Raw genomic sequence first — 23,602 nt, 5'->3', positions numbered from 1 at the left:
GTAATGTCCTGCCAGACGAGCCGGCGCGCGCCACTTGATGGACGCGGCGCGGCTGGGATCGATTCGGCATGAATAGATGCATATTGCGAGCAACCATTCTATGTGCGCGTTCCAGCTCGCACAACAGCGCTTCGATCCGATCCCATCGCGCAAAGCCGGCGCGATCGGCGTCGCGTTCACCGCGAATCGCCGCGCCGGTGAGGCGTTCCCGGCAATTCGCGGCGCGCCGACGCCGCGCATGTGCCATTCCGTCGTGCTCGAAAAGATTGATTTCGCTCAACGAATACCGGGGCCGCTGCCGCAAAATAAATAAATGATCTGTCCAGCACGTCGATGGAGCCGCCGATGTCCGCCGATACCTCGAACCACGCCCCGTTATCGCAGCCCAAACGCATTCTCGTCGCGATCGATGCGTCGAAGGCATCGCTGCGCGCAGTCGCCTATCTGAAGCTCGTGGTGCCCGCCGGCGCGACCGTGCGCTTCGTCAGCGTCGTCGACACGCCGCGCGCGTATACGCTGCCGCACACGTTCGCGCCGTCCGAATTCGCGGCGGCGCACGTCGAGCTCGTCAACGACGCATCGAATGCGCTCGGCGACGCAACGCATGCGTTCGGCCGCGCCGACGTCGCCGCCGAAACGGCGATCGTCGATCTCGCGAAGAAAGGCGGCGACGTCGTCGACGCCCTCCTCGACGAAACGCGTGACTGGGGCGCCGATCTTCTCGTCGTCGGCTCGCGCCAGTCTCAAGGGCTGCTGCGCTGGGTCGACCGCAGCGTGTCCGAACCGCTGTTCGCGAAGACGGATTGCGCGATCCTCGTCGTGCCGCCCGGCATCGAGATCGCCGAGCATGCGCCGAAGCGCATCATGCTCGCCACCGACGGCAGCCCGATCGCCACACACGCATTGCGGTACGGCGCGCAATTCGCGACGTCCGACACGCATTTGCGCGCGATCTACGTGATCGACCGCGCGGTGCGACTCACCGATTTCGTGCCGATCCACGTGCTCGAAGACGCGTTCGTCGAGGAAAGCGAAAAGGCGCTGGCGGTGGCGCGCCAGTTGCTCGACGACGCGCCGGGCCAGTCGAGCGCCGCAGTCGTCAGCACCGACCGCACGAGCGACGACGTCGCGCACACGATCGTCCGCGAAGCCGATCGCTGGCCCGCCGACCTGCTCGTGATGGGCACGCACGGCAGACGCGGCGTGTCGCGCTGGCTGCTCGGCAGCATCGCGTTGCGCGTCGCGCGGCTCACGCAGATTCCGCTGCTGCTCGTGCACCGGCCGGCGGCCTGAGGCGCGAAAGCGGCCGCTGCGACATGCAGCGGCCGATTGTTTTGCTTTGCGAACGTTTGGGCAAACGCGATGGCGCAAGCATTTGGACCTCGTTTCGGTGTCGGTTCCGACGCGAAGTCAGCTCGCGATTCGGAGTTGCTCAAACGGGATTCGCAAGTGTCGACCACGGCGAAGCAATTCGCCTCTCCCAAACACCGCGCCCATCGCCGCCGCGCTTTCGCCGCGTCACCATCATCCGGAAACGAAAGGTATCCGCACGCGGCACCCGGCCTCGTCTCCTTCCACGTATTTGATCGAGCACCGGCGCTGTCGCTTGCGGTTTTCACCTGCGGCTACCGGCATTGTCCAGAATCCCGAGTCGACGAAACAGCCACATCGACAAAACGCAGTAGCCGCTCGCCGCCCGCGACTCGCTTCGCTCATTCGCCGGCTCACGCGCTCCGCTATGCACCCGAGCGAGGTTTGTCCGCGCCGTCCGTCTTTTCATCGAGCAGCACGGCCAGTCCGCCCGGCCCGAGCTTGCTCACGCTGACCCAGAAGGGGCCGCCGCCCGGCGTCTCGCCCGTCGGCACGATCGGCACCTTGTAGTAACGGTTCAGCATCATCAGGAACGCGAGCGCGTAGCCGCGCCGACGCTCCGACGGCGCGATCTCGAGGCTATGCACGTACAGCCGGTCGGTCAGCTGCGAAAGACCGTATATCGCTTCGCCGACTCGCGCGCCTTCCGCATTGCGGATAACTACCGCCCATTTCGCATGCGCCGCGGGCTCGATCTTCGCTTCGGCCGCCTTCGTCTCGATTTTGATCGACGGCAGGCGGCGCAGCTTGCGCCAGGCTCGGAAACTCCGCAGTAATCCCATCGACTTCGTGCCTTTTTATTCCGTTGCTCGCTCGGCCGAAATTGGCTTTGACAGTGAGTTTTCGCGTCTTTCGGGAAACTGGCTGGCGTACGAACTAGGTACAGCTTCGAGCAGGCGCGGCAACTTTTTGTATTTTTCGATTCAACAAGAGTGCGATAAAAAGTGCCTGATTGGAAATCAGCAAAAGACGAGAGCGGCGTAGGATTCTGCGCAGCAGATGTAGGAATTCCCTTACGTCAAAAATGGATATGTTCGCGGGCCGCGTATGCGTTCGCGCCTGACTGCGGCAACGCGCCAATCGAACGGTTTGAGTGTGTCTCGATGTAGGGAGGAATCCGCAGGTCCGTGCTCGAGATTCGCGTTGTGACGCGGCGGCGCCGCCGCCGGCCCAAATCCCGCCGCCGCCTTTCCCGGCCAGGAACTGCGGAGCGTCGGCGTTACGTTGGGATCAACGCCCGCCCGTGCGCGTATGCGCGAGCGCGCCGCGAATCCCGCGCAGCAGGTCGATCGGCCGCGGCGGGCAGCCCGGAATCGTCAGATCGACCGGCACGAGTTTCTCGAGCGGCCCGCACACCGCATAGCTGTCCGCGAACACGCCGCCCGTGCATGCGCAATCGCCCGCCGCGACGACGAGCTTCGGCGCGGGCGTCGCGTCGTACGCGAGCCGCACGGCGTCCCGCATGTTAAGCGTCAACGGCCCGGTGATCAGCAGCATGTCCGCATGCCGTGGGCTCGCGACGAACTTGATCCCCAGCCCCTCGATGTTGTAGTACGGATTGCCGAGCGCATGCAGCTCGAGCTCGCAGCCGTTGCACGAGCCGGCGTCGATCGCGCGGATGCACAGCGCGCGCCCGAGGATGTCGAGGATGTCCTGCCGGATGGGCTGCGCATCGCGCTGCCACGCGTCTTCGCCGGGCGGCGCGGGCTCGTCCGGCCATCCGGTGCGTGCGATCTGTCTGATGAGCTGCCACATTACAGGTCGTGCCCCGCGTAGTTCAAGTTGAACGACTTGTTGATCAACGGAAAGTCGGGAACGATGTTGCCGATGATCGCATGTTCGAGCGCCGGCCAGTTGTGCCACGACGGATCGTGGCAATGGCAGCGCGCAACGTCGCCGCGCGCGCCGAGTTCGAGCGCGACGAGCACCGGGCCGCGCCAGCCTTCGATCCAGCCGACGCCGCGCCGCGCATCGTCCGTGCCGCGTCCTGCCGCTCGCGTATCACCCGAGCCGCTCGGCGCGTCCGCAACGGATGCAACCGGCGCGGCAATCCCGTCGCCAGGCGGATCAGCAAGCAGCGCGCGCATCGCCCGCATCGATTCGTACGTCTCTGCAAAACGCACCGCGACCCGCGCGGCGACGTCGCCGCGCTCATCGCTGACGACGTCGACGGGGACCGCATCGTACGGCGCGAGCCGATGGTCGACGCGCACGTCGCGCGCCCGCCCGCTCGCGCGCGCGGCGAGCCCGCAGACGCCGAAATGCGCGGCCGTCTGCGCGGTGAGCCGCCCCGTACCCGCGAAGCGGTCCTGCAAGCCGGACTGATCGTCGTAGATCGTCTGCATGGCGCGCACCTCGGCCTCGATCCGGTCGCACTGCGCGGCGATCGCCGCGGCGTCGTCCGCCGCGATGTCCCGCTCGACGCCGCCGGGCACGATTCGCTCCATCAGATAGCGATGCCCGAAGATCCGGTCGTTCAGACGCAGCCAGTCTTCCTTGAGCCGCGAGAACTGCGCGAGGCCGACCGCGAAGCCCGCGTCGTTGCCGAGCGCGCCGAGGTCGCCGAGATGATTCGCGACGCGCTCGCGCTCGAGCAGCAGCCCGCGCAGCCGCAGCGCGCGGTCCGGCACACGGATCTTCATCGCCTGTTCGAGCGCCATGCAATACGCCCACGTGAACGCGACCGTCGAATCGCCGGCGACGCGCGCGGCGAGCCGGCTGCCCGCCAGCGCATCCGCGCGCTCGAACAGCCGCTCGACGCCGCGATGCGCATAGCCGAGCCGTTCTTCGAGCCGCAGCACCTTCTCGCCGACGACCGAAAAGCGGAAATGGCCGGGCTCGATCACGCCCGCGTGAATCGGCCCGACCGCGATCTCATGCACGCCGTCGCCCGCGACCGGCACGAACGGATAGTCGACCGTCGCGCCGTCGAAGCGCGCCTGGCCCGCCGCGTTCTTGCGCAGTGGATGGTAATCGTGCGGCCATGCGCCGTGATCGAGCCATGGCCGCGTATCGCCCGCGCCGCGCGCGCGCAGCCCGACGAGGTCGAAGACCGCGCGCTGCATTCGCGTCGCGCTCGCGAAAAGCGTCGACAGATCCGGGTAGTCTCCCGCTTCGTCCGTCGCCGGCTCGACCGGCAGCCGCAGCCACAGCAGGCCGTCGTCCAGCTCGTACGCCGCGCGCATCTCGAGGCGGCCCGCGACGGGCTCGCCGCCCCATAGCGTGACGAGCCGCCCGCCCGCTTCGCGGATCGTCGCAGCGGCGCGCGTCCACGCGTCGGCGTCGATCGATGCGAACACGACGCGCGGCTGCCCCGCCGCGCTCGCCAAGCGCGTTTGGCCGGGAATGTGGAACGATTCGATCCGCATCGCCTACCCCGCGATCATCGCCGCCGCCTGCCGATACCAGGTCGCGAGATACGGCGGCACGTAGAGCCCCAGCATCAAGCCGAGGCCGAGATGCACGAATACCGGCAACAGCGCCGGCGGATGTTCGAGCGTCGCGACGTTCGATTCGCCGAACACCATCCGCTGCACGCGCATGAAGATCGCCGCGAACGCCGCCGCGAGCGCGACGAGCAGGAACGGCGCGCTCCACGGCAGCTTCGCGATCGCCATCGTCAGGATCAGGAATTCGCTCGCGAACACGCCGAACGGCGGCATGCCAAGGATCGCGAGCGCGCCCAGCATCATTCCCCAGCCGACCGTCGGGCTCACCTGCAAGAGCCCCTGAATGCCGTCGATCGCCTGCGTGCGCGCCTTCTGCGCCGCGTGCCCGACCGTGAAGAAAATCGCCGACTTGACGAGCGAATGGACCGTCATGTGCAGCAGCCCGGCGAACGTCGCGACCGGGCCGCCCAAGCCGAACGCGAACGTCATCAGCCCCATGTGCTCGATCGACGAATACGAGAACAGCCGCTTCACGTCCTTCTGCCGGAACAGCGAAAACGATGCGACGAGCACCGACACGAGCCCGAAGCCGACGAGCAGACGGCCGGGCAGGCCGTTGCCGAGCGCGCCGTCGGCGAGCACCTTGCAGCGCAGCACCGCGTACAGCGCGACGTTCAGCAGCAGCCCGGACAGCACCGCCGAGATCGGCGTCGGGCCTTCGGCGTGCGCGTCGGGCAGCCAGCTGTGCATCGGCACGAGCCCGACCTTGGTTCCGTAGCCGACGAGCAGGAACACGAACGCGATCGACACGATCGTCGGATCGAGCTGCGTCTTGACGGCATTCAGGCTCGTCCACAACAGCGCGTCGCCGTCAGCGAGCCGCCGGCCCGCCGCGAGATACAGCAGGATCGTGCCGAACAGCGCCTGCGCGATGCCGACGCCGCACAGAATGAAGTACTTCCACGCGGCTTCGAGGCTCGCCGCGGTCCGGTAGACGCTGACGAGCAGCACCGTCGCGAGCGTCGCCGCCTCCATCGCGACCCACAGCACGCCGACGTTGTTCGTCAGCAGCGCGAGCAGCATCGCGAAGATGAACAGCTGGTACATGCAGTGATAGAGCCGCATCCGCCCGTCGCTCATCTTGCCGCGGTCCTGCTCGATGCGCATGTACGGATTCGAGAACAGCGACGTCGTCCAGCCGACGAACGCCGTCAGCGCGACGAGGAACACGTTGAACGCATCGACGAAGAACAGCCCGCCCAGCGCGAACATCGGCCCGTGCGCGACCGTGCGCGCGGCGAGCAGCAGCGCCGCCGCGCACGTGAGGAAACTGAAGCCCGCGTTCAGCGCGCGCGCGACGTGCTGCCGCCGCACGAACGCAAGGCACCCGCCCGCGACGAGCGGCATGCCGAGCGACGCCAGCAGCAGATAGACGTCAATCATCTTTCAGTTTCTCGAGATGGTGTATGTCGAGGCTATCGAACTGCTCGCGGATCTGGAACATGAACACGCCGAGGATCAGGATCCCGACGAGCACGTCGAGCCCGATCCCGAGCTCGACGATCATCGGCATTCCGTTCGTCGCCGCTGCGGCCGCGAAGAACAGACCGTTTTCCATCGACAGGAAGCCGATCACCTGCGGAATCGCCTTCGCGCGCGTGATCATCATCATGAACGACAGCAGCACGCACGCGAGCGCGATGCCGAGCGTGCCGCGCGCGGCCGATTCGGCGAGCCGGCTGATCGGCGCCGCGACGTTGAACGCGACGATCACGAGCGCGATGCCGGCGACGAGCGTCGTCGGGATGTTGAGGAGCGGCTCGACATCGGCCTTCACGTTCAGCCGCTGCACGAGCCGGTAGAGGATCCACGGGATCAGCCCGACCTTCAGCAGCAGCGTGAGCGCGGCGGACACGTACAGGTGCGTGTCCGCGGTCACGAAGCCCAGGATCAGGTTCGCCGACACGAGCGCGACGCCCTGCAGCGTATACAGATGGATCAGCGACAGGATTCGCCGCTGGCTCAGCATCGCGAACGACAGCAACAGCAGGATCGCCGCGAGGAAATTGATGAGCTGGGTCGCGTAGCCGTGCATCTACGCCCCCAGCAGGAAATGGACGAGCATGCCGATCACCGCGAGCAGGAACGCGGTCGCGAGGAATTCGGGCACGCGAAAGAGGCGCATCTTCGCGTTCGTCGTCTCGACGACCGCAAGCGCCGCGCCGCCGACGAAAAGCTTCACGAAGAGCGCCGGCAGCGCGAACAGCAGCGCGAGCGGATTGCCCGCCTCGGCGATCCCCCACGGCATGAAGAGCGCGAGGCCAATGCACGAATACGCGAAGAGCTTGAGGCTCGCCGCCCATTCCATCAGCGCGAGATGGCGGCCCGAATATTCGAGGATCAGCGCCTCGTGGATCATCGTCAGCTCGAGATGCGTCGTCGGGTTGTCGACCGGCAGCCGCGCATTTTCCGCGAGCGACACGAGCGTGAACGCGATCCCCGCGAACGCGAGACTCGGATAGATCACGAGCTCGCGATGGCCGAGCGTCGCGACGATGCTCGTCAGGAGCGTCGACTGCGTGATCAGCGACGCCGAGAACAGCACCATCAGCAGCGCCGGCTCCGCGAGAAAGCCGATCAGCATCTCGCGGCGCGCGCCGAGCGTACCGAACGCGGTGCCGATATCCATCGCCGCGAGCGACAGCGCGACGCGCGCGAGCGCGAACAGGCCGACGAGCGCGATCGCGTCGGCGGCGGGCGAGAACGGCAGTTCGGTCGACAGCGTCGGCACGATCGCGCACGCGAGCGTCATCGCCGCCCACACGACGTAAGGCGCGCCGCGAAACAGCGGGCTCGCGTGCTCCGCGACGACCGATTCCTTGTTGAACAGCTTGTGCAGCATCCGGTACGGCTGCCAGATGCTCGGCGCGCGGCGGTTCTGCAGCCACGCGCGGCACTGGTTGACCCAGCCCGTCAACAGCGGCGCGGCCGCGAGCGCGACGAGAATCTCGAGTGTCTGCGACAGGATGCCTGAGGCGGTTACCATGGTCTCACCACCGTCAGGAGAACGATCAGCACGGCGAAGCTGTACGTCAGATAGATCGCGATGCGGCCCGTCTGCAGCAGCCCGACGAGCGCCGCGACACGGCTCACGAGCGCGGCGATCGGCTCGTAGAGCAGATGCCACGTGCGGTCCGCGACGCTCATCCGGTATTCCGGCTGCCGGTCGTACGGCGACGGCAACTGCCGCTCGATCCGGAAGAACGGCGTGAAGATCTCGCGGATCGGCTGGCCGAAGCCTTCGGCCGTGTCCTGCATCCGCGCGGTCACGGACGGATGGCCGCACGACCACGGCGCGGAGCGCCTGAGCCGCCCGTGGTAGAAGCGCCGCACGAGCAGCCACGCGAGCGCGCAGCACGCGAGGAAGAACAGCATGAAGAGCGCCGGCATGTAGCTCGCGCGCGCGGTGGACACGGGCGCGAACAGCAGCCAGCCGTGGTTGACGCCGCCGATACCCGCGCCGATCAGCGAGCGCGTCACCGCGTCGAGCACCTTTGCGTACTGGACAGGCGCGAGGCCGAGCAGCACGCCCGCCGCCGCGAACCAGCAAAACGCGACGCGCTCCCACGGACTCGCGTCGCGCGCGCGCGCGAGCTTCGCCTCGCGCGGCTGACCGAGGAACACGATGCCGAAGAACTTGACCATCGTGTAGCCGGCGAGCGCCGCGGTCAGCGCGACGAGCGCGGCGACGAGCGGCACCGTCATCCCGAGCACCGAATCGGGCAGACCCGGCGTGAAGAGGAAGCTCTGCACGAGCAGCCACTCCGACACGAAGCCGCTCGACGGCGGCAGCCCCGCGCTCGCGGCGACGGCGGCGAGCATCGCCCACGCGGTCCACGGCATGAAGCGGATCAGGCCGCCTAGCCGCCCGAGATTGCGTTCGCCTGTCGCGTGCAGCACCGCGCCCGTGCCGAGAAACAGCAAACTCTTGAAGCACGCGTGCGCGACGATCTGATACAGGAGCGCCGTCAGCGACAGCGCCGCGAGCGCGGGCAGACGGTAGCCGAGGAACAGGATCGTGAGACCGAGGCTCACACACATCAGGCCGATATTGTCGATCGACGAGTACGCGAGCAGCCGCTTCATGTCGGTCTGGATCGTGCTGAACACGACGCCGAGCAGCGCGCTGAAGAGGCCGAGCGCGAGCATCAGCACGCCCCACCATGCAACCTGCACGTGCAGCAGATCGAGAACCGTCCGCAGGATGCCGTACAGACCGACCTTCAGCACGAAGCCGCTCAGCAGCGCGGACACGGGCGACGGCGCGGCCGGATGCGCGGCCGGCAGCCACACGTGCAGCGGGTAGATGCCCGCCTTCGCGCCGAAGCCGACGAGCGCGAGCACGAACGCGGCCGACGCCGCGAGCCCGTCGAGATGCTGGGCGCGCATGTTCGCGAACGCATAGTCGCCCGTGCCCGCCTGCAGCAGCCCGAAGCACAGCAGGAGCGCGAGCGCGCCGACGTGCGAGATCAGGAAGTACAGGAACGCGGCGCGGCGGATCTCGGCGATCCGGTGGTTCGTCATCACGAGGAAGGTTGCCGACAGCGTCAGCGTCTCCCACGCGACCATGAAGCAATAGGCGTCGTCCGCGACGAGCAGCAGCACCATGCTCGCAACACAGACGTGGTATTCGAAGCAGATGAGGCCGGGCGCCGTGCCCTCGCCCTTGCGGAAATAGCCGGACGAGAATGCGCCGACGCCCGCCGTCACCACGCCGAGCACGAACAGGAAATAGGAGGACAGCGCGTCGATGCGCAGATGGAACGGCAGATCGGGCAGGCCAAGCGGCAGCACGACGGTGGACGGCGCGGCGAACACGCCGGCGAAGCCGGCGCCCGCCAGCGCGAGTCCGGCGAGCGCGCCGAGCGGAAAGAGCCCGTGTGCGACCACGCCGGTGCGGCGCAGGTTCGCGAGTCCGGCGCAGCCGAGCACGAGCCACGCGACAGCGACGAGCAGCACGCATCGGAGAAGCAGGCCCTGTTCCATGTTGTCTGACTCGTGGATCGCCTAGCGCCGCGCCAACGGACGTGCGAACGAGTATGGCGAAGCGCCGCACGCCGCGCAAGCGGCGAAAAGCCGCGCGCATGCGGCGCCGCAGCGTGCGCGACGCGCGCTCGGGCAGCGCGTCTCCTCTTTCTCCTCGTCGATTCGGTGCGTCGAGCCGGGCGTCATCGCAGGACCATCTCGTTACAAGAGTATGATAATGGCGTTATCATCCTAGCACCATTGTCGATCTGTCACCATACGCGCCGATACGCATCACCTCGTTCCCCGGTACGCGTCGCGACTGTTCGGCGCCCGAACACGCCCGTCCCCGGCTAGGTGAGCAGGACGCGCAGGACCATCCGCCGCCACGCCATGCCATGCCAGTCGCCTACTTTCGCAGTCTCGCCGGAAAGGATCGCAATCTCGACGCCAACCGGCACCTCGGCTTTTCCCTCGCGTTCGTCGCGGGCGCCGCGAACGCCGGCGGCTTTCTTGCCGTCAAGCAGTACACGTCGCACATGAGCGGGATCGTATCGGCGATCGCCGATCAGGCGGCGCTCGGCAACGTCGTACTCGCGTTCGCGGGAATCGCGTCGCTCGCGTCGTTCCTGCTCGGCGCCGCATCGTCGGCCGTGCTCGTCAATTGGGGGCGGCGCAAGCGGCTGCACAGCCGCTACGCGTTCCCGCTGCTGCTCGAGGCGTTCCTGCTGCTGTGCTTCGGCCTGCTCGGCAGCCATCTCGCGCTCTGGCGGACGTTCTTCGTGCCCGTCACCGTCGTCCTGCTGTGTTTCATCATGGGCCTGCAGAACGCGATCATCACGAAGCTCTCGAACGCCGAGATCCGCACGACGCACATGACGGGCATCGTCACTGATCTCGGCATCGAGCTCGGCAAGCTGTTCTACTGGAATTCGACGCAAGCCGGGCCCGGCGAGCCCGATGTGTACGCGAACCGGCAGAAGCTGCGCGTGCTCGGCGCGATGCTGGCGATGTTCTTCGCCGGCGGCCTCGCGGGCGCGCTCGGCTTCAAGCATGTCGGCTATTCGGTGACGATCCCGCTCGCCGGCCTCCTCGTCGTGCTGGCCGGCGTGCCGATGCTCGACGATCTGCGCGAATGGGCGAGCCGGCCGGGCGACGGGCGCGTGCATTGATGGCGCGCGGGAGCGCGGCGGCGCCCGCCCGCGTCGATTCGCGCGCGTAGATGGGCGGCGCTTGCCGGCGCGGACTCGGGCGGGGTCGCCTCGCTCGGCGCGGCCCGATCACGGAGCGCCGCCTTGCGCGCTCCGCCCCGCACGACAGGTTCGCGTTCCGGGTCCGGCGTCCCGGCCCCGAGGGCGAGAGCGAAAGCAATGTCAAGTTTCGAATACCGTCGCTCGCCGCCACCCGGCCGGCCGCGAGTCCACGTCCACGTCCACGTCCACGTCCACGTCCACGTCCACGTCCACGTCCACGTCCACGTCCACGTCCACGTCCACGTCGGCAGCAGTGTCGTGCAGGCCGCGACGGCCGGTTACACTATTAAGCCGAAAGCATTTCGTCAGCAACCGGAGTACGCACCGCCTCCCCTCTCGCACCCAGGCCAGCCCCGTTCGACGCACTCGCCCACTTTCCTGACACGCACATATCATGTTAATGTTATGTGCATATACATTCCTTGGCACGAAAATGATCGATCGCGCGCCGGCCCCGTCCGGCGATTGGCTCAACTGCACGTGCCGCCCGATGCGCGGCCCGTCCCGGAGGCACGCATGTTCGACATGCATGTAGCGCTCCTGGCTCACGACTACGCGCGTCGCGAGGCGCGGGACGTGATGGGCGCGCAGGGGCTCGTGATCGTCGGCGTCGGCCGGAGCGGAGAGCGCGGCTTCCAGATGCTGTACCGTTTCGCGGACGCCTGCGGGCGCCTCGAAGCGCTCGGCACGAACGTCATCTTCGTTTACCCGAAGGAATCGGCGCGCCACGTGCTCGATCGAATCTCGGTCTCGAGCGCGCGGATCCGGCAGCGCCCCTGCCTCTTCCTCGACGACGACGGGCACTTCTTCCGCCGGCCGTGCCCGCCCCGGTCGCTCCTCCTCATGCATCTGAACCGCGACATGAAGCCGCTCGACACGGCGAAGATCGTCCTGCAGGATGACGCGTGGGATGGCGAACTGCTCGCATTCCTCGCCCGTGCGCAGGCCCGCGTCATGCACTGAGCAGGCACGCGCAGCAGGCACGCGCGAAAGCCGGACGGAACGGCCGGCGCGCGATGAATTACTTGAAGGAATCCTGGTGGCACAAGCATTGATCGAGATCGGCCTGAAATGGGGGCGCTACGACGCCGCGCTCGCCGGTCAGGCGCTCGCCGGCACGGCTGGCTGCTTTCAGAGCGACATCGTCGTCGTCGCGAACGGCCGCCGCGCAAACGCGAAGGACGTGATGTCCGTCGTCGCGCTGCGCGCGAAGTGCGGCACGCAGATGCAGATCCTGTCGAGCGGCCCCGACGAGGACGACGCGCTCGATTCGCTCGCTTCGTTGCTGACCGCGAGCCGATGAGCGGAAATCGGCCGATGCGACCGCGTTTTCCCGGCATGTCCGCGAACGCGTCCGAGCCGCTGTCCGCCCCGCACCGCTGCGGGCGCGCGAACTCGCCGGTCGTGATCGAAACGCCGCACCTCGTGTCACTGTGCTTCGACGACCGCGGCATGCAAAGCTGCATGTACGCCGACAGCCCGGACATGCTCGCGCTCGGCTACACGCGCACGGCGATGGGCTTTCTGCTGCTGCGTCCCGAGCCGCGCCGGATCGCAATGATCGGCCTGGGCGGCGGCTCGCTCGCGAAGTATTGCCACCGGCACCTGCCCGATGCACAAATCACGACAGTCGAAATCAATCCGGACGTGATCGCACTGCGCGACCGGTTCCGGATTCCGCCCGACGACGCGCGCTTCGCGGTCCTGTGCGCCGACGGCGCCCGTTACGTCGCGTCTCGCGATGCGTGCGCCGACGTGCTGATCGTCGACGGCTTCGACGCCGCCGGCCTGCCGTACGAGCTCGGCAACCGGCAATTCTATGCCGACTGCCATCGTCATCTCGCGGAAGGCGGCGTGCTCGTCGTCAACCTGCTGACCGACGATCCGCGCGTCGCCGACTGCCTCGCCGCGCTGCGCGATGTGTTCGGCGCGTCGGCGACGCTCGCGCCCGCCGAGGACAGCGCGCTCAATCTGATCGGCTTCGCGTGGAAAGGCGACGCGCCGCTGCCGTCGCTCGAGACGATGATCGAGCGCGCGAACGCGATTGCGGATCGGCACAGCGTCGATCTCGTCGAGGCGGCGGTGCGCATCGAACTGGGCGTGAGCTACGATTGGAGCCGGTTCGGCGAACCGATCGAGGCTTGATCCGCGGCGCGCGAAGCCGCGCCGGAAATGAGGGGACGGACGAAAAATCGTCCGGGAATCGGCATGTATTATAATTTGATTAACATACTCGCCACTGTGTCCCGCCATGGAAACGAAAAGCGCTCGTCTGACCGTCCTGATCGACCCCTTCAAGAAGAAGGCGTTCGAGCAGTTGTGCGCCGCGCAGGATCTGACGCCATCGCAAGTCGTGCGTCAGATGATTCGCGACTATCTCGAGCAGCACGGCGTGAGCTACAAGACGCGCAGTCCAGTTGCCGTCCGCGGCGCCGCGAAGCCGCAGCCGCGCCGCAAGACCGTCGCCTGATTCATGGGTGCGTGCGCGCCCGCGTCGTACGAAAGCAGCAATGATACCTTGCGATGTCTGTCAGCTGCTCCTCGCCGAGCGGCATCCCGCGAGCGGCGTGCCGCTCGTCGCCGTCGGCAAGCCGACCAGGCTGCGGCCGCTGCTGCGCAAGCCGATCGAGATCGGCAAATACCGCTGCGGCGCCTGCGGCGCGAACTGGATTCGCGAAACCGACGCGTCCGCGCCCGACCAGGTCCACTGGCTCTTCCTCGGCAACGCCTCGAGCATTCTCGAGCCGGCCGCGCGCAAGCGGTCGTCGTCGCACGGCAAGCGGTCGTCGTCGCACGGCAAGCAGGCGCCGGCGGACGAACCGCAAGCGCAGCCGGCCGACGCCGAGCGCGTGGCCTGACCGTTCAGCGCCTGACGCCGCCCGGAACCGGCACGCGCCGGATCTCAGACAGATAGAGGATGATCAGCGACACCCAGACGATCCCGTACAGGAACATGAAGCACGTCGAGCGCACGCGGAACAGATCGACGAGCGCGCCGAAGATGATCGGCAGCAGAAAGCCGCCGAGTCCGCCCGCGAGCCCGACGATGCCGGTGACGACGCCCATGTTGTCCGGAAAATCGTCGGCGACATACTTGAACGTCGACGCCATCCCGAACGCGAACACGGCGCCGAGCGCGAACGTCAGCGCGACGAACCCGGCGAGCGGAAGGTGCAGTTGCAGCGTCGTTGTGCCGTCGACCGTATGGATCACGAGGTCGGTCGGCGGATAGGACAGCAGGAACAAGCAGATCCACGCGACCCACAGCCCCCACCAGGTCACCGCATGCGAGCCGTAGCGGTCGGACAGCCCGCCGCCGAGCGCGCGCAGCACCGAGCCCGGCAACGAGAATCCCGCCGCGAACGCCGACGCGGCGACGAGCGACATCCCGTAACCGTTCTTCAGATACTGCGGTATCCACAGCGACAGCGCGGTGAAGCCGCCGAACGTGATCGAATAGTACTGGCAGAGCTTCCACACGCGCGGATCGCGCAGCACCTTGAACGAGTCGAGCCACGCGCCCTTTTGCGCGCCCGCGCCGGGATCGGGCGCCGACGCGAGCCAGAAGATCGCCGCGGTGACGACGAGCGCGACGGCGTACACGCGCGGCACGAAGCGCCAGCCATACGCGGCGAGCAAGAGCGGCGTGACGAACAGATTGACCGCCGCACCGGCCGTGCCGGCGCCGAACACGCCCATCGCGAGCCCGCGCCGTTGCGGCGGAAAGAAGCGCGCGACATACGGCGTGCCGACCGCGAACGACGCGCCGACGCAGCCCAGAAAGAGTCCGATCAACAGGAATTGCCAGAGCTCGGTCGCATAGCTGACCGCATAGACCGGCACCGCGCAGGTGACGAGCAGCACGGTCATCACGATGCGGCCGCCGAAGCGGTCGGTCCACGCGCCGAGCGGCAGCCGCATCAGCGCGCCCGTCAGCACCGGCGTCGACGTGAGCAGCCCGAATTCGGTCGCGTTCAGATGCAGATCCTCGCGCAGCTGGATGCCGATCACGCCGAACATCATCCAGACGACGAAGCAGACGAGAAACGCGAGCGTGCTCGCAAAGAGCACCGACCATGCGCGCGCCGGGACGGCGAGGACATGGTCGAACGCGCCGGAACCGTGCTGTGAGGCCATGTCCGCCCTCCTTTGTCGATCAGTTCACTGAACCAGCGGGCCGTTCGCGTCGCCGAGCGCGACGCCCTCGATCCGTGCGCCGCTCGCAAGGAGCGTCACGTATTGCTGGATCGCCTTGTGCCGCACGTGCTCGGCGAGAAACGCGGCGATGTCGGATGCGACCGCGTCGAACGGCACCGGATCGCCCGGCACGCGACGGTCGATCCGCACGATGTGGAAACCGAAGCGCGTATTCACGAGGCGCGGCAGCACGCCCAGGTCCGGCGTATCGAACACGGCCGCCTCGAACTCCGGCACCGAATCGCCGCGCAGCAGCTGCCCGAGGCTGCCGCCGACGTTCGCCGACGGACAGTTCGACAGCTCGCGCGCGCGCGTCTCGAACGTCTGCGAATCGGCGAGCACGCGCGCGAGCGTCGCCTCGGCCTCGCGGCGCAGCGGCGCGAGCGGCGTCGCGTCCGTCACCGCGAACAGGATATGGCTCGCGTAGACGATGTCGCGCCGGCGAAAGCGCACCGCATGGTTCCGGTAATAGCGCTCGCAATCGTCGCGCGTCGGCTCCGGCAGATGCGTGAGCTCGCTCGCGAGCAGCGCGTCGAGCACGCCGTCGTCGAGCGGCGCGCCGCCCGCCGCGAGCCCGAGCGCGACCGTGCGCTGCCGCAGCAACTCGCGCACGACGAGCGCGCGCCGCGCCGCATCGAGCGGATCGTCGGCATCGCCGTGATGTGCACGCTCGTCGTCGATGTCGGACGCGCCGATCTCGACGCCGTTGACGCTGACGCGCGCAGGCCGCTGCGCGCCGGGGGTTTCGTCGATCGCGTTCATCGGCGTCTCAGCGCTTGCGCACCACTTGATACGGCCGAATCAGATACGCGACCGACGCGAAGCCGCTCCAGACGTGCACCATTCGCGTGAACGGCGACACGAGGAAGATCGTGAAGCCGAGCAGGATGTGCGCGCGATAGGTCCACGGCACGCCGGCGAGCAGCTCGGCGACGCCCGGCCGGAACGTGACCACGCCCTTCACGTAGTCGGTCAGCACTTCGAACATCGCGCCGTCCATGTGGCGCGCCGACAGCACGACGGTCCCGAGCCCGAGCGCGAGCTGCGCCCACAGCATCAGCACGATCAGAATGTCGGACTTGCGGCTGTTGCGGCGGATCCGCGCATCGCCGAGACGTCGCGCGATCAGGATCGTGAGCCCGACGATCGCGACCGCGCCCGCCGCGCCGCCCCCGACCATCGCGATCAACTGATGCGCGGACGCAGACAGGAACGGCGACACGAGCCAGTGCGGCGCGAGAAAGCCGGCGAAGTGGCCGATCACGACGACGAGCACGCCCCAGTGGAACAGGTTGCTGCCGAGCCGCAGCGCGCCGTGCCGCAGCAACTGCGACGAATCGCTCTTCCACGTGTATTGCTCGCGATCGAAGCGGATCAGGCTGCCGATCAAAAGCACCGCAAGACACAGATACGGATAGATGCCGAACAGAAACGTATTCAGGTAATCGCTCATGGGCTTCTCCTGATCCTTCGTCGGGTCCTTCGCCGAAACCTTCGGCGAGTTTTTCGTTGGGCCTTCGTCCGCGCTTCCGCCCGTGACCGGCGACGCTTGCCGGCTGCGCGTCGACGCCCCTGCGCCCGCCCGTGTCCCGCCGTCTACCGTCCCGGCCGCTTGTCGTAGAACCGCACGGGCTCCGTCGCGCCCGGCGTCGCCGCGCCGACGAAACGTACCGGTTCGTCCACGTAGTCGGCGTCGAGCGCGCGATGGTCGACGACCGTGTGCGCGTCGTCGTCCGGCGCATCGGGCACGTCTGCCTGCCCCTTGCCCGCGAGCGACAGCAGCGCGCCGATCAAGAAGCCGTAATGGCTGCCCCGCTTGGCGAGCGCCGCCGCGAGCGACCGTAGGATCTCGGCCGTCTCCGCGAGCAGGTTGCGCGCGTCGCGCTCGGGCAGGCGCGACAGATATTCGAGGAACACCGGCAGATAATCGGGCAGCTCGTGCGCGCTCAGATACAGCCCGTGTTGCTCGTACATCCGCAGCAGATCGACCATCGCCTGGCCTCGATCGCGCGATTCGCCGTGCACGTGCTCGAACAGATGCAGCGACGTCGCGCGCCCGCGATCGAACAGCGCGACGTAATTCTCCTGCAGCGTCAGCAGATCGCGCTCGCCGAGATACGCGAGAAAGCGGGCGAGCCCCGCGCGCGCGTCTTTCGTCAGCCCTTTCGCGTCGCGCAAGCAGGCGTCGATCGCGGGCAGCGCGTCGACGAGCGCGTCGCCCGGATAATCGAGCAGCGCCGACAGCGCCGAATACACCGCGCCGCGCGGCTCGAGCGGTGCGTCGCTCATCCCCCCACCTCCTTGATCGGAATCGTCTTCTGGCTTTTTTTCATGCCGAAGAGACTCGTTTCCGACGTCCCGCCCGAGCAGCCGTTGCCGAACGAGAAGCCGCACGACGCGCGCAGATCGAACGCATCCTCCGCGTATTCGCGATGGGCCGTCGGGATCACGAAGCGATCCTCGTAGTTCGCGATCGCGAGATAGCGGTACATCTCGTCGACCTGCGCGATCGACAGGCCGCCCTGCTTCAGCACGCCCGGCGCATCGACGCGATCGACGTGCCGCGCGCGCATGAACGCGCGCATCGCGAGCAGCCGCTCCAGCGCGAGCTTCACCGGCGCTTCGTCGCCCGCCGTCAGCAGGTTCGCGAGATAGCGCAGCGGAATCCGCAGCGATTCGACGTCCGGCAGATAGCCGTTCATCCCGAGCGCGCCGCTGTTCGCCGCCGCGTTGATCGGCGACAGCGGCGGCACGTACCACACCATCGGCAGCGTGCGGTATTCCGGATGCAGCGGGAACGCGATCTTCCAGTCGATCGCCATCTTGTAGACGGGCGAGCGCTTCGCCGCGTCGAGCCACGCGGCGGGCACGCCGTCGCGCTCGGCCTGCGCGGCGATCGCGGGATCGTTCGGATCGAGAAAGAGCGCGAGCTGCGCTTCGTACAGATCCGTCTCGCGCTCGACGCTCGCCGCCTCGCCGATGCGGTCGGCGTCGTACAGCAGCACGCCGAGATAGCGGATACGGCCGACGCAGGTCTCCGAGCAGACGGTCGGCTGGCCCGCCTCGATGCGCGGATAGCAGAAGATACACTTCTCCGCCTTGCCGCTCTGCCAGTTGTAGTAGATCTTCTTGTACGGGCAGCCGGACACGCACATCCGCCAGCCGCGGCACTTATCCTGGTCGATCAGCACGATCCCGTCTTCCTCGCGCTTGTAGATCGAGCCCGACGGGCACGCGGCGACGCACGCCGGATTCAGGCAATGCTCGCAAAGCCGCGGCAGGTACATCATGAACGTGTTCTCGAACTGGCCGTAGATGTCCTTCTGCACGTTGTCGAAGTTGTAATCCTTCGAACGCTTGTCGAACTCGCCGCCGAGAATCTCCTCCCAGTTCGGCCCCCACTCGATCTTCTCGAGCCGCTCGCCGCTCACGAGCGAGCGCGGGCGCGCGACGGGCATCGCCTTCGCATCGCCCGCTTCCTGCAGATGCGCGTAGTCGAACGTGAACGGCTCGTAGTAGTCGTCGATCTCCGGCAGATGCGGATTCGCGAAGATCTGCGCGAGCAGCCGCCACTTGCCGCCGAGGCGCGGCTCGATCCTGCCGTCCGCGCGCCGCTTCCAGCCGCCGCGCCAGCGCTCCTGGTTTTCCCAATCCTTCGGATAGCCGATGCCCGGCTTCGTCTCGACGTTGTTGAACCACGCGTACTCCATCCCTTCGCGGCTCGTCCATACGTTCTTGCACGTGACCGAGCACGTGTGGCAGCCGATGCACTTGTCGAGATTGAGCACCATCGCGATCTGCGCGCGGATTTTCATCGGGTTTCTCCTGCATCGACGTTGCGTTCGCCCGGTGCGGCCGATGCGCCGGCGGCAATCGCGCCGCCTTCGCGTTCATCTTCGCCGTCGAGCCAATCGATCCGCTTCATCTTGCGCACGATCAGGAACTCGTCGCGATTCGAGCCGACGGTGCCGTAATAGTTGAAGCCGTACGACAGTTGCGCATAGCCGCCGATCATGTGCGTCGGCTTCAGCGACACGCGCGTCACCGAGTTGTGGATGCCGCCGCGCGTGCCGGTGATCTCGGAACCCGGCGTGTTCACGATCTTCTCCTGCGCGTGATACATCATCACCATCCCGCGCGGCACCCGCTGGCTCACGACGGCGCGCGCACAACGCGCCGTTCGCGTTGTAGCACTCGATCCAGTCGTTGTCGGCGACGCCGATCGCTTGCGCGTCGCGCTCCGACATCCAGACGATCGGCCCGCCGCGCGACAGCGTCAGCATCAGCAGGTTGTCCGTGTACGTGCTGTGAATGCCCCATTTCTGGTGCGGCGTGATGAAGTTCAGCACGATCTCGGGATTGCCGTTCGAGCGCTGGCCGACCATGTGCGCGTAGCTGCCGGTATCGATGGGCGGCTTGTACGCGCAGAGCGACTCGCCGAACGCGCGCATCCACGGATGATCCTGATAGAGCTGCTGCCGGCCGCTCAACGTGCGCCACGGCACGAACTCGTGCACGTTCACGTAGCCCGCGTTGTACGACACGTGCTCGGACTCGATCCCGCTCCACGTCGGCGACGAGATGATCTTGCGCGGCTGCGCCTGGATGTCGCGAAAGCGAATCTTCTCGTCCTCGCGCGCGTGCGCGAGATGCGCGTGCTCGACGCCCGTCACGCGCGACAGCGCCTGCCACGCCTTCACCGCGACCGCGCCGTTCGTCTCCGGCGCGAGCGCGAGGATCACCTCGGCCGCGTCAAGCGCGCTGTCGATCCGCGGGCGGCCCTGCGCGCAGCCTTCTTCGGTGACGCGATAGTTGAGCGCGCCGAGCAGCGCGACCTCGTCCTTCGTGTCCCAGCCGATCCCCTTGCCGCCGTTGCCGAGCCGGTCCATCAGCGGCCCGAGCGACGTGAACTTGCGGTACGTGCCCGGATAGTCGCGATCGACGACGGCGACGGCCGGCATCGTCTTGCCCGGAATCGCATCGCATTCGCCTTGCTTCCAGTCGCGCACGTCGAACGGCTGCGCGAGCTCCGCCGGACTGTCGTGCGCGATCGGCGCGAGCACGATGTCGCGCTCGATCCCGAGATGCCCGTCGGCCAGCTCCGAGAAGCGCTTCGCGATCCCCTTGAAAATCTCCCAGTCGCTCTTCGACTGCCACGCCGGATCGACCGCCGCCGACAACGGATGGATGAACGGATGCATGTCGGACGTGTTCATGTCGTCCTTCTCGTACCACGTCGCGGTCGGCAGCACGACGTCCGAGTACATGCAGGTCGTCGACATCCGGAAATCGAGCGTGACGAGCAGGTCGAGCTTGCCGCGCGGCGCGTCGGCATGCCACGTCACTTCCTCAGGGCGCCGGCCGCCATCCCCTTCGCGGATCTCGTCGCCCTGCACGCCGTGCGTGGTGCCGAGCAGGTGCTTCAGGAAGTACTCGTGGCCCTTGCCCGACGAGCCGAGCAGGTTCGAGCGCCACACGAACAGGTTGCGCGGAAAATTCTCGGGCGCGTCCGGGTCCTCGCACGCCATCTTCAGCTCGCCCGACGCTAAGCGCCGCGCGATCTCCGCGCCCGCGTGCGCGGGATCGGCGATGTCCGCGCCGACGCGCAGCGGGTTCGCGCCCAGTTGCGGCGCGGACGGCAGCCAGCCCATCCGCTCGGCGCGCACGTTGTAGTCGATCGGCGCGCCGTGGAAGCGGCGCTTGTCCGCGAGCGGCGACAGCAGCGCCGACGGATCCATCGGGTCGTAGCGCCACTGGTCGGTATGCGCGTAGAAGAACGACGTCGAATTCATCTGCCGGGGCGGCCGGTGCCAGTCGAGCGCGAACGCAAGCGCGGTCCAGCCGGTCTGCGGCCGCAGCTTCTCCTGCCCGACGTAATGCGACCAGCCGCCGCCCGACTTGCCGACGCAGCCGCACATGATCAGCATGTTGATGATCGCGCGGTACGTCATGTCCATGTGGAACCAGTGATTGATCCCCGCGCCGACGATCACCATCGACTTGCCCTGCGTCTTGTGCGCGTTCTCCGCGAACTGGCGCGCGACCGAGATCACGTCCTCGCGCTTCACGCCGGTGATCGCCTCCTGCCACGCGGGCGTGTACGGCACGTCGTCGTCATAGCTTGTCGCGACGTCGCGTCCGCCGAGGCCTTGGTCGAGCCCGTAGTTCGCGACGAACAGATCGTAGACGGTCGCGACGAGCATTTCGCCGTCCGGCGTCGCGACGCGCCGCGCGCCGATCCCGCGCGACAGCTCGGACGCATGCGCGGTGTGGTCGAAATGCGCGTGCGGCTGGTTGCCGAAGTACGGAAACAGCACGTCGACGACTTCGTCATGCGCTTTCGCGAGCGACAGGCGCGGCGCGAGCGCGCCGCCGCGCGACGTCTCCGCCTTCAGGTTCCACTTGCCTCGATCGCCGCCGTCCTGCCGCGCCCAGCGGAAACCGACCGAGCCGACCGGCACGACGAACTCGCCCGTCGCGTCGTCGATCATCACGGTCTTCCAGTCCGGATGCTCGGCCTCGCCTAAAGCGCCGTCGAAATCGGACGCGCGCACGAGCCGCTCGGGCGCGTAGCCTGCGCCGTGCGGAACGAGCCGCACGAGGCACGGCATGTCCGTGTAGCGGCGGCAGTAATCGGAGAAGTAGTCGCTCGATCCTTCTACGTGGAATTCCTTCAGGATCACGTGGCCCATCGCGAGCGCGAGCGCCGCGTCGGTGCCCTGCTTCGGATGCAGCCACAGGTCGCCGAACTTCGCGCCTTCCGCGTAGTCGGGAAACACCGACACGATCTTCGTGCCCCTGTAGCGCGCCTCGACGAGGAAGTGCGCGTCGGGCGTGCGCGTCTGCGGGACGTTGGAGCCCCACATCACGATGAACGTCGAGTTGTACCAGTCGGCGGACTCGGGCACGTCGGTCTGCTCGCCCCACGTCTACGGCGACGCGGGCGGCAGGTCGCAATACCAGTCGTAGAAGCTGAGGCACACGCCGCCGATCAGCGACAGATAGCGCGAGCCCGCCGCGTACGACACCATCGACATCGCAGGAATCGGCGAGAAGCCGACGACGCGGTCCGGCCCGTGGCGCGCAATCGTATGGACGTTCGCCGCCGCGACGATCTCGTTGACTTCTTCCCACGTCGCGCGCACGAAGCCGCCGAGGCCGCGGCGGCTCTGATAGCCGCGCCGCGCGGCTTCGTCGTCGACGATCGAGCGCCATGCGTCGACGGGCGCCATCGTGCGGCGCCGCGCGCGCCACAACTTGACGAGCGCGCTGCGCACGAGCGGATACTTGAGCCGGTTCGCGCTATAGAGGTACCACGAGTACGACGCGCCGCGCGAGCAGCCGCGCGGCTCGTGATTCGGCATGTCGGGGCGGGTGCGCGGATAGTCAGTCTGCTGCGTCTCCCACGTGACGATGCCGCCTTTCACGTAGACCTTCCACGAGCACGAGCCGGTGCAGTTCACGCCGTGCGTCGAACGGACGATCTTGTCGTGCTGCCAGCGTTGCCGGTAGCCCTCTTCCCACTTTCGGTCCTCGTCGGTGACCGCGCCATGTCCGTCGGAAAACTGCGGGCGGGTCGTCGTGAAAAAGCGCAGCCTGTCCAGGAAATGGCTCATGGCGATCCTTGTGGGGGTGAGGCGCACGGTTTTGAATCTAGCAACGGCCATTCACAAAGTAAAGGTAACGTGAACAATCTCGACGAGAATGCGAGCCGAGCGCCGGATGCGGCATCGTGCGTGCGATCGCAATTGCGAGTCGATCCGCGCGGTCGTCGCAGTCGTCGCGATCGCGGCGCGCGAGCATCTCGAGCCCGTCCGGTGCGGCGCGCTTGGGCGTGGGCAGCGCAATCCACCGGTCGCTCCGGCTTCGGCTCCGGCATTCGACACTTCATCTGCCGGACCTGCGCGGCCGGAATCCGCCGAAGCGACGTCGAAAAAAATGGTCATGAAAAAAGGACTGCGCACAGTCGAATACGGCTAAAGGCATGGAAAACGCCAATGGCCATGCGTCGCCGAATATCGACGAATTGGACGGCGTACTTGTGACAGCGGATGAAAAAGCGCAGCGTCGAGTGCCGCGCGTTGCCGGTTCGATGCGCCGATGCCGCTCCGCACGATGCGCCGCACAGCGGGCACCCTTACGCCGCCGACAAGGCGCGAGCCTTGACGCGGACGGCGCACCGGATTCGAATGAATTGCCTGGCGGCGTAATATTTGAAAGAATTTGATCCGCAGCACCTCGGCGATGTCGCATTGCCGAAAATGGCAGGAATCACGCAAAATATCGACATTCCAATTCCCGCTGCGCATCGAGCCCATATGCTCGACGCTCCCCAACCAGCAGCACCGGCATAACGAAGCATAGGTA

Annotated in this window: 22 protein-coding genes and 1 pseudogene; 8 read left to right on the top strand and 15 right to left on the bottom strand. The window is 67.2% G+C overall.

Translation table 11 applies throughout. The annotated features are described in order from the left end of the window. Positions 1-76: 76 nt before the first annotated feature. Together WS69_RS23455 and WS69_RS23450 are read left to right on the top strand one after the other, a co-directional pair. A complete protein-coding gene (locus tag WS69_RS23455; protein ID WP_156438354.1) occupies positions 77-313 on the top strand; it encodes a hypothetical protein in 237 nt (78 codons plus the stop codon). 20 nt (positions 314-333) lie between these two features. Then, entirely contained in the window at positions 334-1,293 is a 960-nt protein-coding gene (locus tag WS69_RS23450; RefSeq protein ID WP_059473056.1) for a universal stress protein, read from the top strand. A 443-nt stretch (positions 1,294-1,736) separates the two neighbouring features. On the opposite strand, the gene WS69_RS23445 is transcribed toward WS69_RS23450, so the two are convergent. The 7 genes from WS69_RS23445 to hyfB all read right to left on the bottom strand — a co-directional run bounded on the left by WS69_RS23445 (position 1,737) and on the right by hyfB (position 9,806). Continuing rightward, positions 1,737-2,153, bottom strand: coding sequence for a hypothetical protein (locus WS69_RS23445; RefSeq protein ID WP_059473055.1), 417 nt, complete (start codon positions 2,151-2,153; stop codon positions 1,737-1,739). Positions 2,154-2,601: 448 nt separating this feature from the next. Next, positions 2,602-3,126, bottom strand: coding sequence for an NADH-quinone oxidoreductase subunit B family protein (locus tag WS69_RS23440; protein ID WP_059473054.1), 525 nt, complete (start codon positions 3,124-3,126; stop codon positions 2,602-2,604). Next, positions 3,126-4,739, bottom strand: coding sequence for a hydrogenase large subunit (locus tag WS69_RS23435; protein WP_059473053.1), 1,614 nt, complete (start codon positions 4,737-4,739; stop codon positions 3,126-3,128). Before WS69_RS23435 ends, WS69_RS23440 begins: the two co-directional genes overlap by 1 nt. Positions 4,740-4,742: 3 nt before the next feature. Then, positions 4,743-6,203 (bottom strand): hydrogenase 4 subunit F, encoded by a 1,461-nt coding sequence (locus WS69_RS23430; protein WP_059473052.1) that lies wholly within the window; start codon positions 6,201-6,203, stop codon positions 4,743-4,745. Next, complete coding sequence (locus WS69_RS23425; protein ID WP_010118847.1) at positions 6,196-6,855, bottom strand: formate hydrogenlyase; 660 nt, start codon at positions 6,853-6,855, stop codon at positions 6,196-6,198. Before WS69_RS23425 ends, WS69_RS23430 begins: the two co-directional genes overlap by 8 nt. After that, a complete protein-coding gene (locus WS69_RS23420; protein ID WP_059473051.1) occupies positions 6,856-7,806 on the bottom strand; it encodes a respiratory chain complex I subunit 1 family protein in 951 nt (316 codons plus the stop codon). Further along, the gene (gene hyfB, locus WS69_RS23415) at positions 7,800-9,806 is read right to left on the bottom strand and encodes a hydrogenase 4 subunit B (protein WP_059473050.1); all 2,007 of its coding nucleotides are present in this window, start codon (positions 9,804-9,806) and stop codon (positions 7,800-7,802) included. The genes WS69_RS23420 and hyfB overlap by 7 nt, the downstream gene beginning before the upstream one ends. A gap of 377 nt (positions 9,807-10,183) precedes the next feature. On the opposite strand from hyfB, the gene WS69_RS23410 reads away from it, so the two are divergent. Beyond that, positions 10,184-10,957, top strand: coding sequence for a YoaK family protein (locus tag WS69_RS23410; RefSeq protein ID WP_059473049.1), 774 nt, complete (start codon positions 10,184-10,186; stop codon positions 10,955-10,957). A gap of 201 nt (positions 10,958-11,158) precedes the next feature. Here WS69_RS23410 and WS69_RS35350 read toward each other — a convergent pair whose 3' ends face one another. After that, positions 11,159-11,281 (bottom strand): hypothetical protein, encoded by a 123-nt coding sequence (locus WS69_RS35350; RefSeq protein WP_269434757.1) that lies wholly within the window; start codon positions 11,279-11,281, stop codon positions 11,159-11,161. A 273-nt stretch (positions 11,282-11,554) separates the two neighbouring features. On the opposite strand from WS69_RS35350, the gene WS69_RS23400 reads away from it, so the two are divergent. The 5 genes from WS69_RS23400 (at position 11,555) to WS69_RS23380 (ending at position 13,896) form a co-directional block, all read left to right on the top strand. Further along, positions 11,555-12,001, top strand: a complete 447-nt coding sequence (locus WS69_RS23400) for a hypothetical protein (protein ID WP_059473081.1) — start codon at positions 11,555-11,557, stop codon at positions 11,999-12,001. A gap of 76 nt (positions 12,002-12,077) precedes the next feature. Further along, positions 12,078-12,341 (top strand): HPr family phosphocarrier protein, encoded by a 264-nt coding sequence (locus WS69_RS23395; RefSeq protein ID WP_059473047.1) that lies wholly within the window; start codon positions 12,078-12,080, stop codon positions 12,339-12,341. Positions 12,342-12,376: 35 nt separating this feature from the next. Further along, positions 12,377-13,183: a fused MFS/spermidine synthase gene (locus WS69_RS23390; RefSeq protein ID WP_059473080.1), complete on the top strand. Its 807-nt coding sequence runs from the start codon at positions 12,377-12,379 to the stop codon at positions 13,181-13,183. Positions 13,184-13,289: 106 nt separating this feature from the next. Next, complete coding sequence (locus tag WS69_RS23385) at positions 13,290-13,508, top strand: ribbon-helix-helix protein, CopG family (protein ID WP_010109026.1); 219 nt, start codon at positions 13,290-13,292, stop codon at positions 13,506-13,508. Between the two features lie 40 nt (positions 13,509-13,548). Further along, entirely contained in the window at positions 13,549-13,896 is a 348-nt protein-coding gene (locus tag WS69_RS23380) for a hypothetical protein (protein ID WP_059473046.1), read from the top strand. 4 nt (positions 13,897-13,900) lie between these two features. Here the strand turns inward: WS69_RS23380 and WS69_RS23375 are convergent, their stop codons facing one another. The 7 genes and pseudogenes from WS69_RS23375 to WS69_RS33710 form a co-directional block, all read right to left on the bottom strand. Beyond that, on the bottom strand, positions 13,901-15,175 hold the full coding sequence (locus WS69_RS23375) for an MFS transporter (protein WP_059473045.1): 1,275 nt from the start codon (positions 15,173-15,175) through the stop codon (positions 13,901-13,903). 24 nt (positions 15,176-15,199) lie between these two features. Next, on the bottom strand, positions 15,200-15,997 hold the full coding sequence (locus WS69_RS23370) for a peptidylprolyl isomerase (RefSeq protein ID WP_059473044.1): 798 nt from the start codon (positions 15,995-15,997) through the stop codon (positions 15,200-15,202). Positions 15,998-16,004: 7 nt separating this feature from the next. After that, complete coding sequence (narI, locus tag WS69_RS23365) at positions 16,005-16,688, bottom strand: respiratory nitrate reductase subunit gamma (RefSeq protein ID WP_059473043.1); 684 nt, start codon at positions 16,686-16,688, stop codon at positions 16,005-16,007. 143 nt (positions 16,689-16,831) lie between these two features. Further along, complete coding sequence (gene narJ / locus WS69_RS23360) at positions 16,832-17,524, bottom strand: nitrate reductase molybdenum cofactor assembly chaperone (RefSeq protein WP_059473042.1); 693 nt, start codon at positions 17,522-17,524, stop codon at positions 16,832-16,834. Beyond that, complete coding sequence (gene narH / locus WS69_RS23355; protein ID WP_059473041.1) at positions 17,521-19,050, bottom strand: nitrate reductase subunit beta; 1,530 nt, start codon at positions 19,048-19,050, stop codon at positions 17,521-17,523. The genes narJ and narH overlap by 4 nt, the downstream gene beginning before the upstream one ends. Further along, positions 19,047-22,851, bottom strand: a pseudogene (locus tag WS69_RS23350) (nitrate reductase subunit alpha). The gene narH and the pseudogene WS69_RS23350 overlap by 4 nt, the downstream one beginning before the upstream one ends. Positions 22,852-23,211: 360 nt before the next feature. Beyond that, positions 23,212-23,553 (bottom strand): hypothetical protein, encoded by a 342-nt coding sequence (locus WS69_RS33710; RefSeq protein WP_156438350.1) that lies wholly within the window; start codon positions 23,551-23,553, stop codon positions 23,212-23,214. Positions 23,554-23,602: the final 49 nt, after the last annotated feature.

The organism is Burkholderia sp. BDU5 (genome assembly GCF_001522845.1).
Lineage (GTDB): Bacteria > Pseudomonadota > Gammaproteobacteria > Burkholderiales > Burkholderiaceae > Burkholderia > Burkholderia mayonis.
The sequence above is the reverse complement of the archived record's forward strand: the minus strand, read 5'-3'. Positions and strand labels throughout refer to the sequence as shown.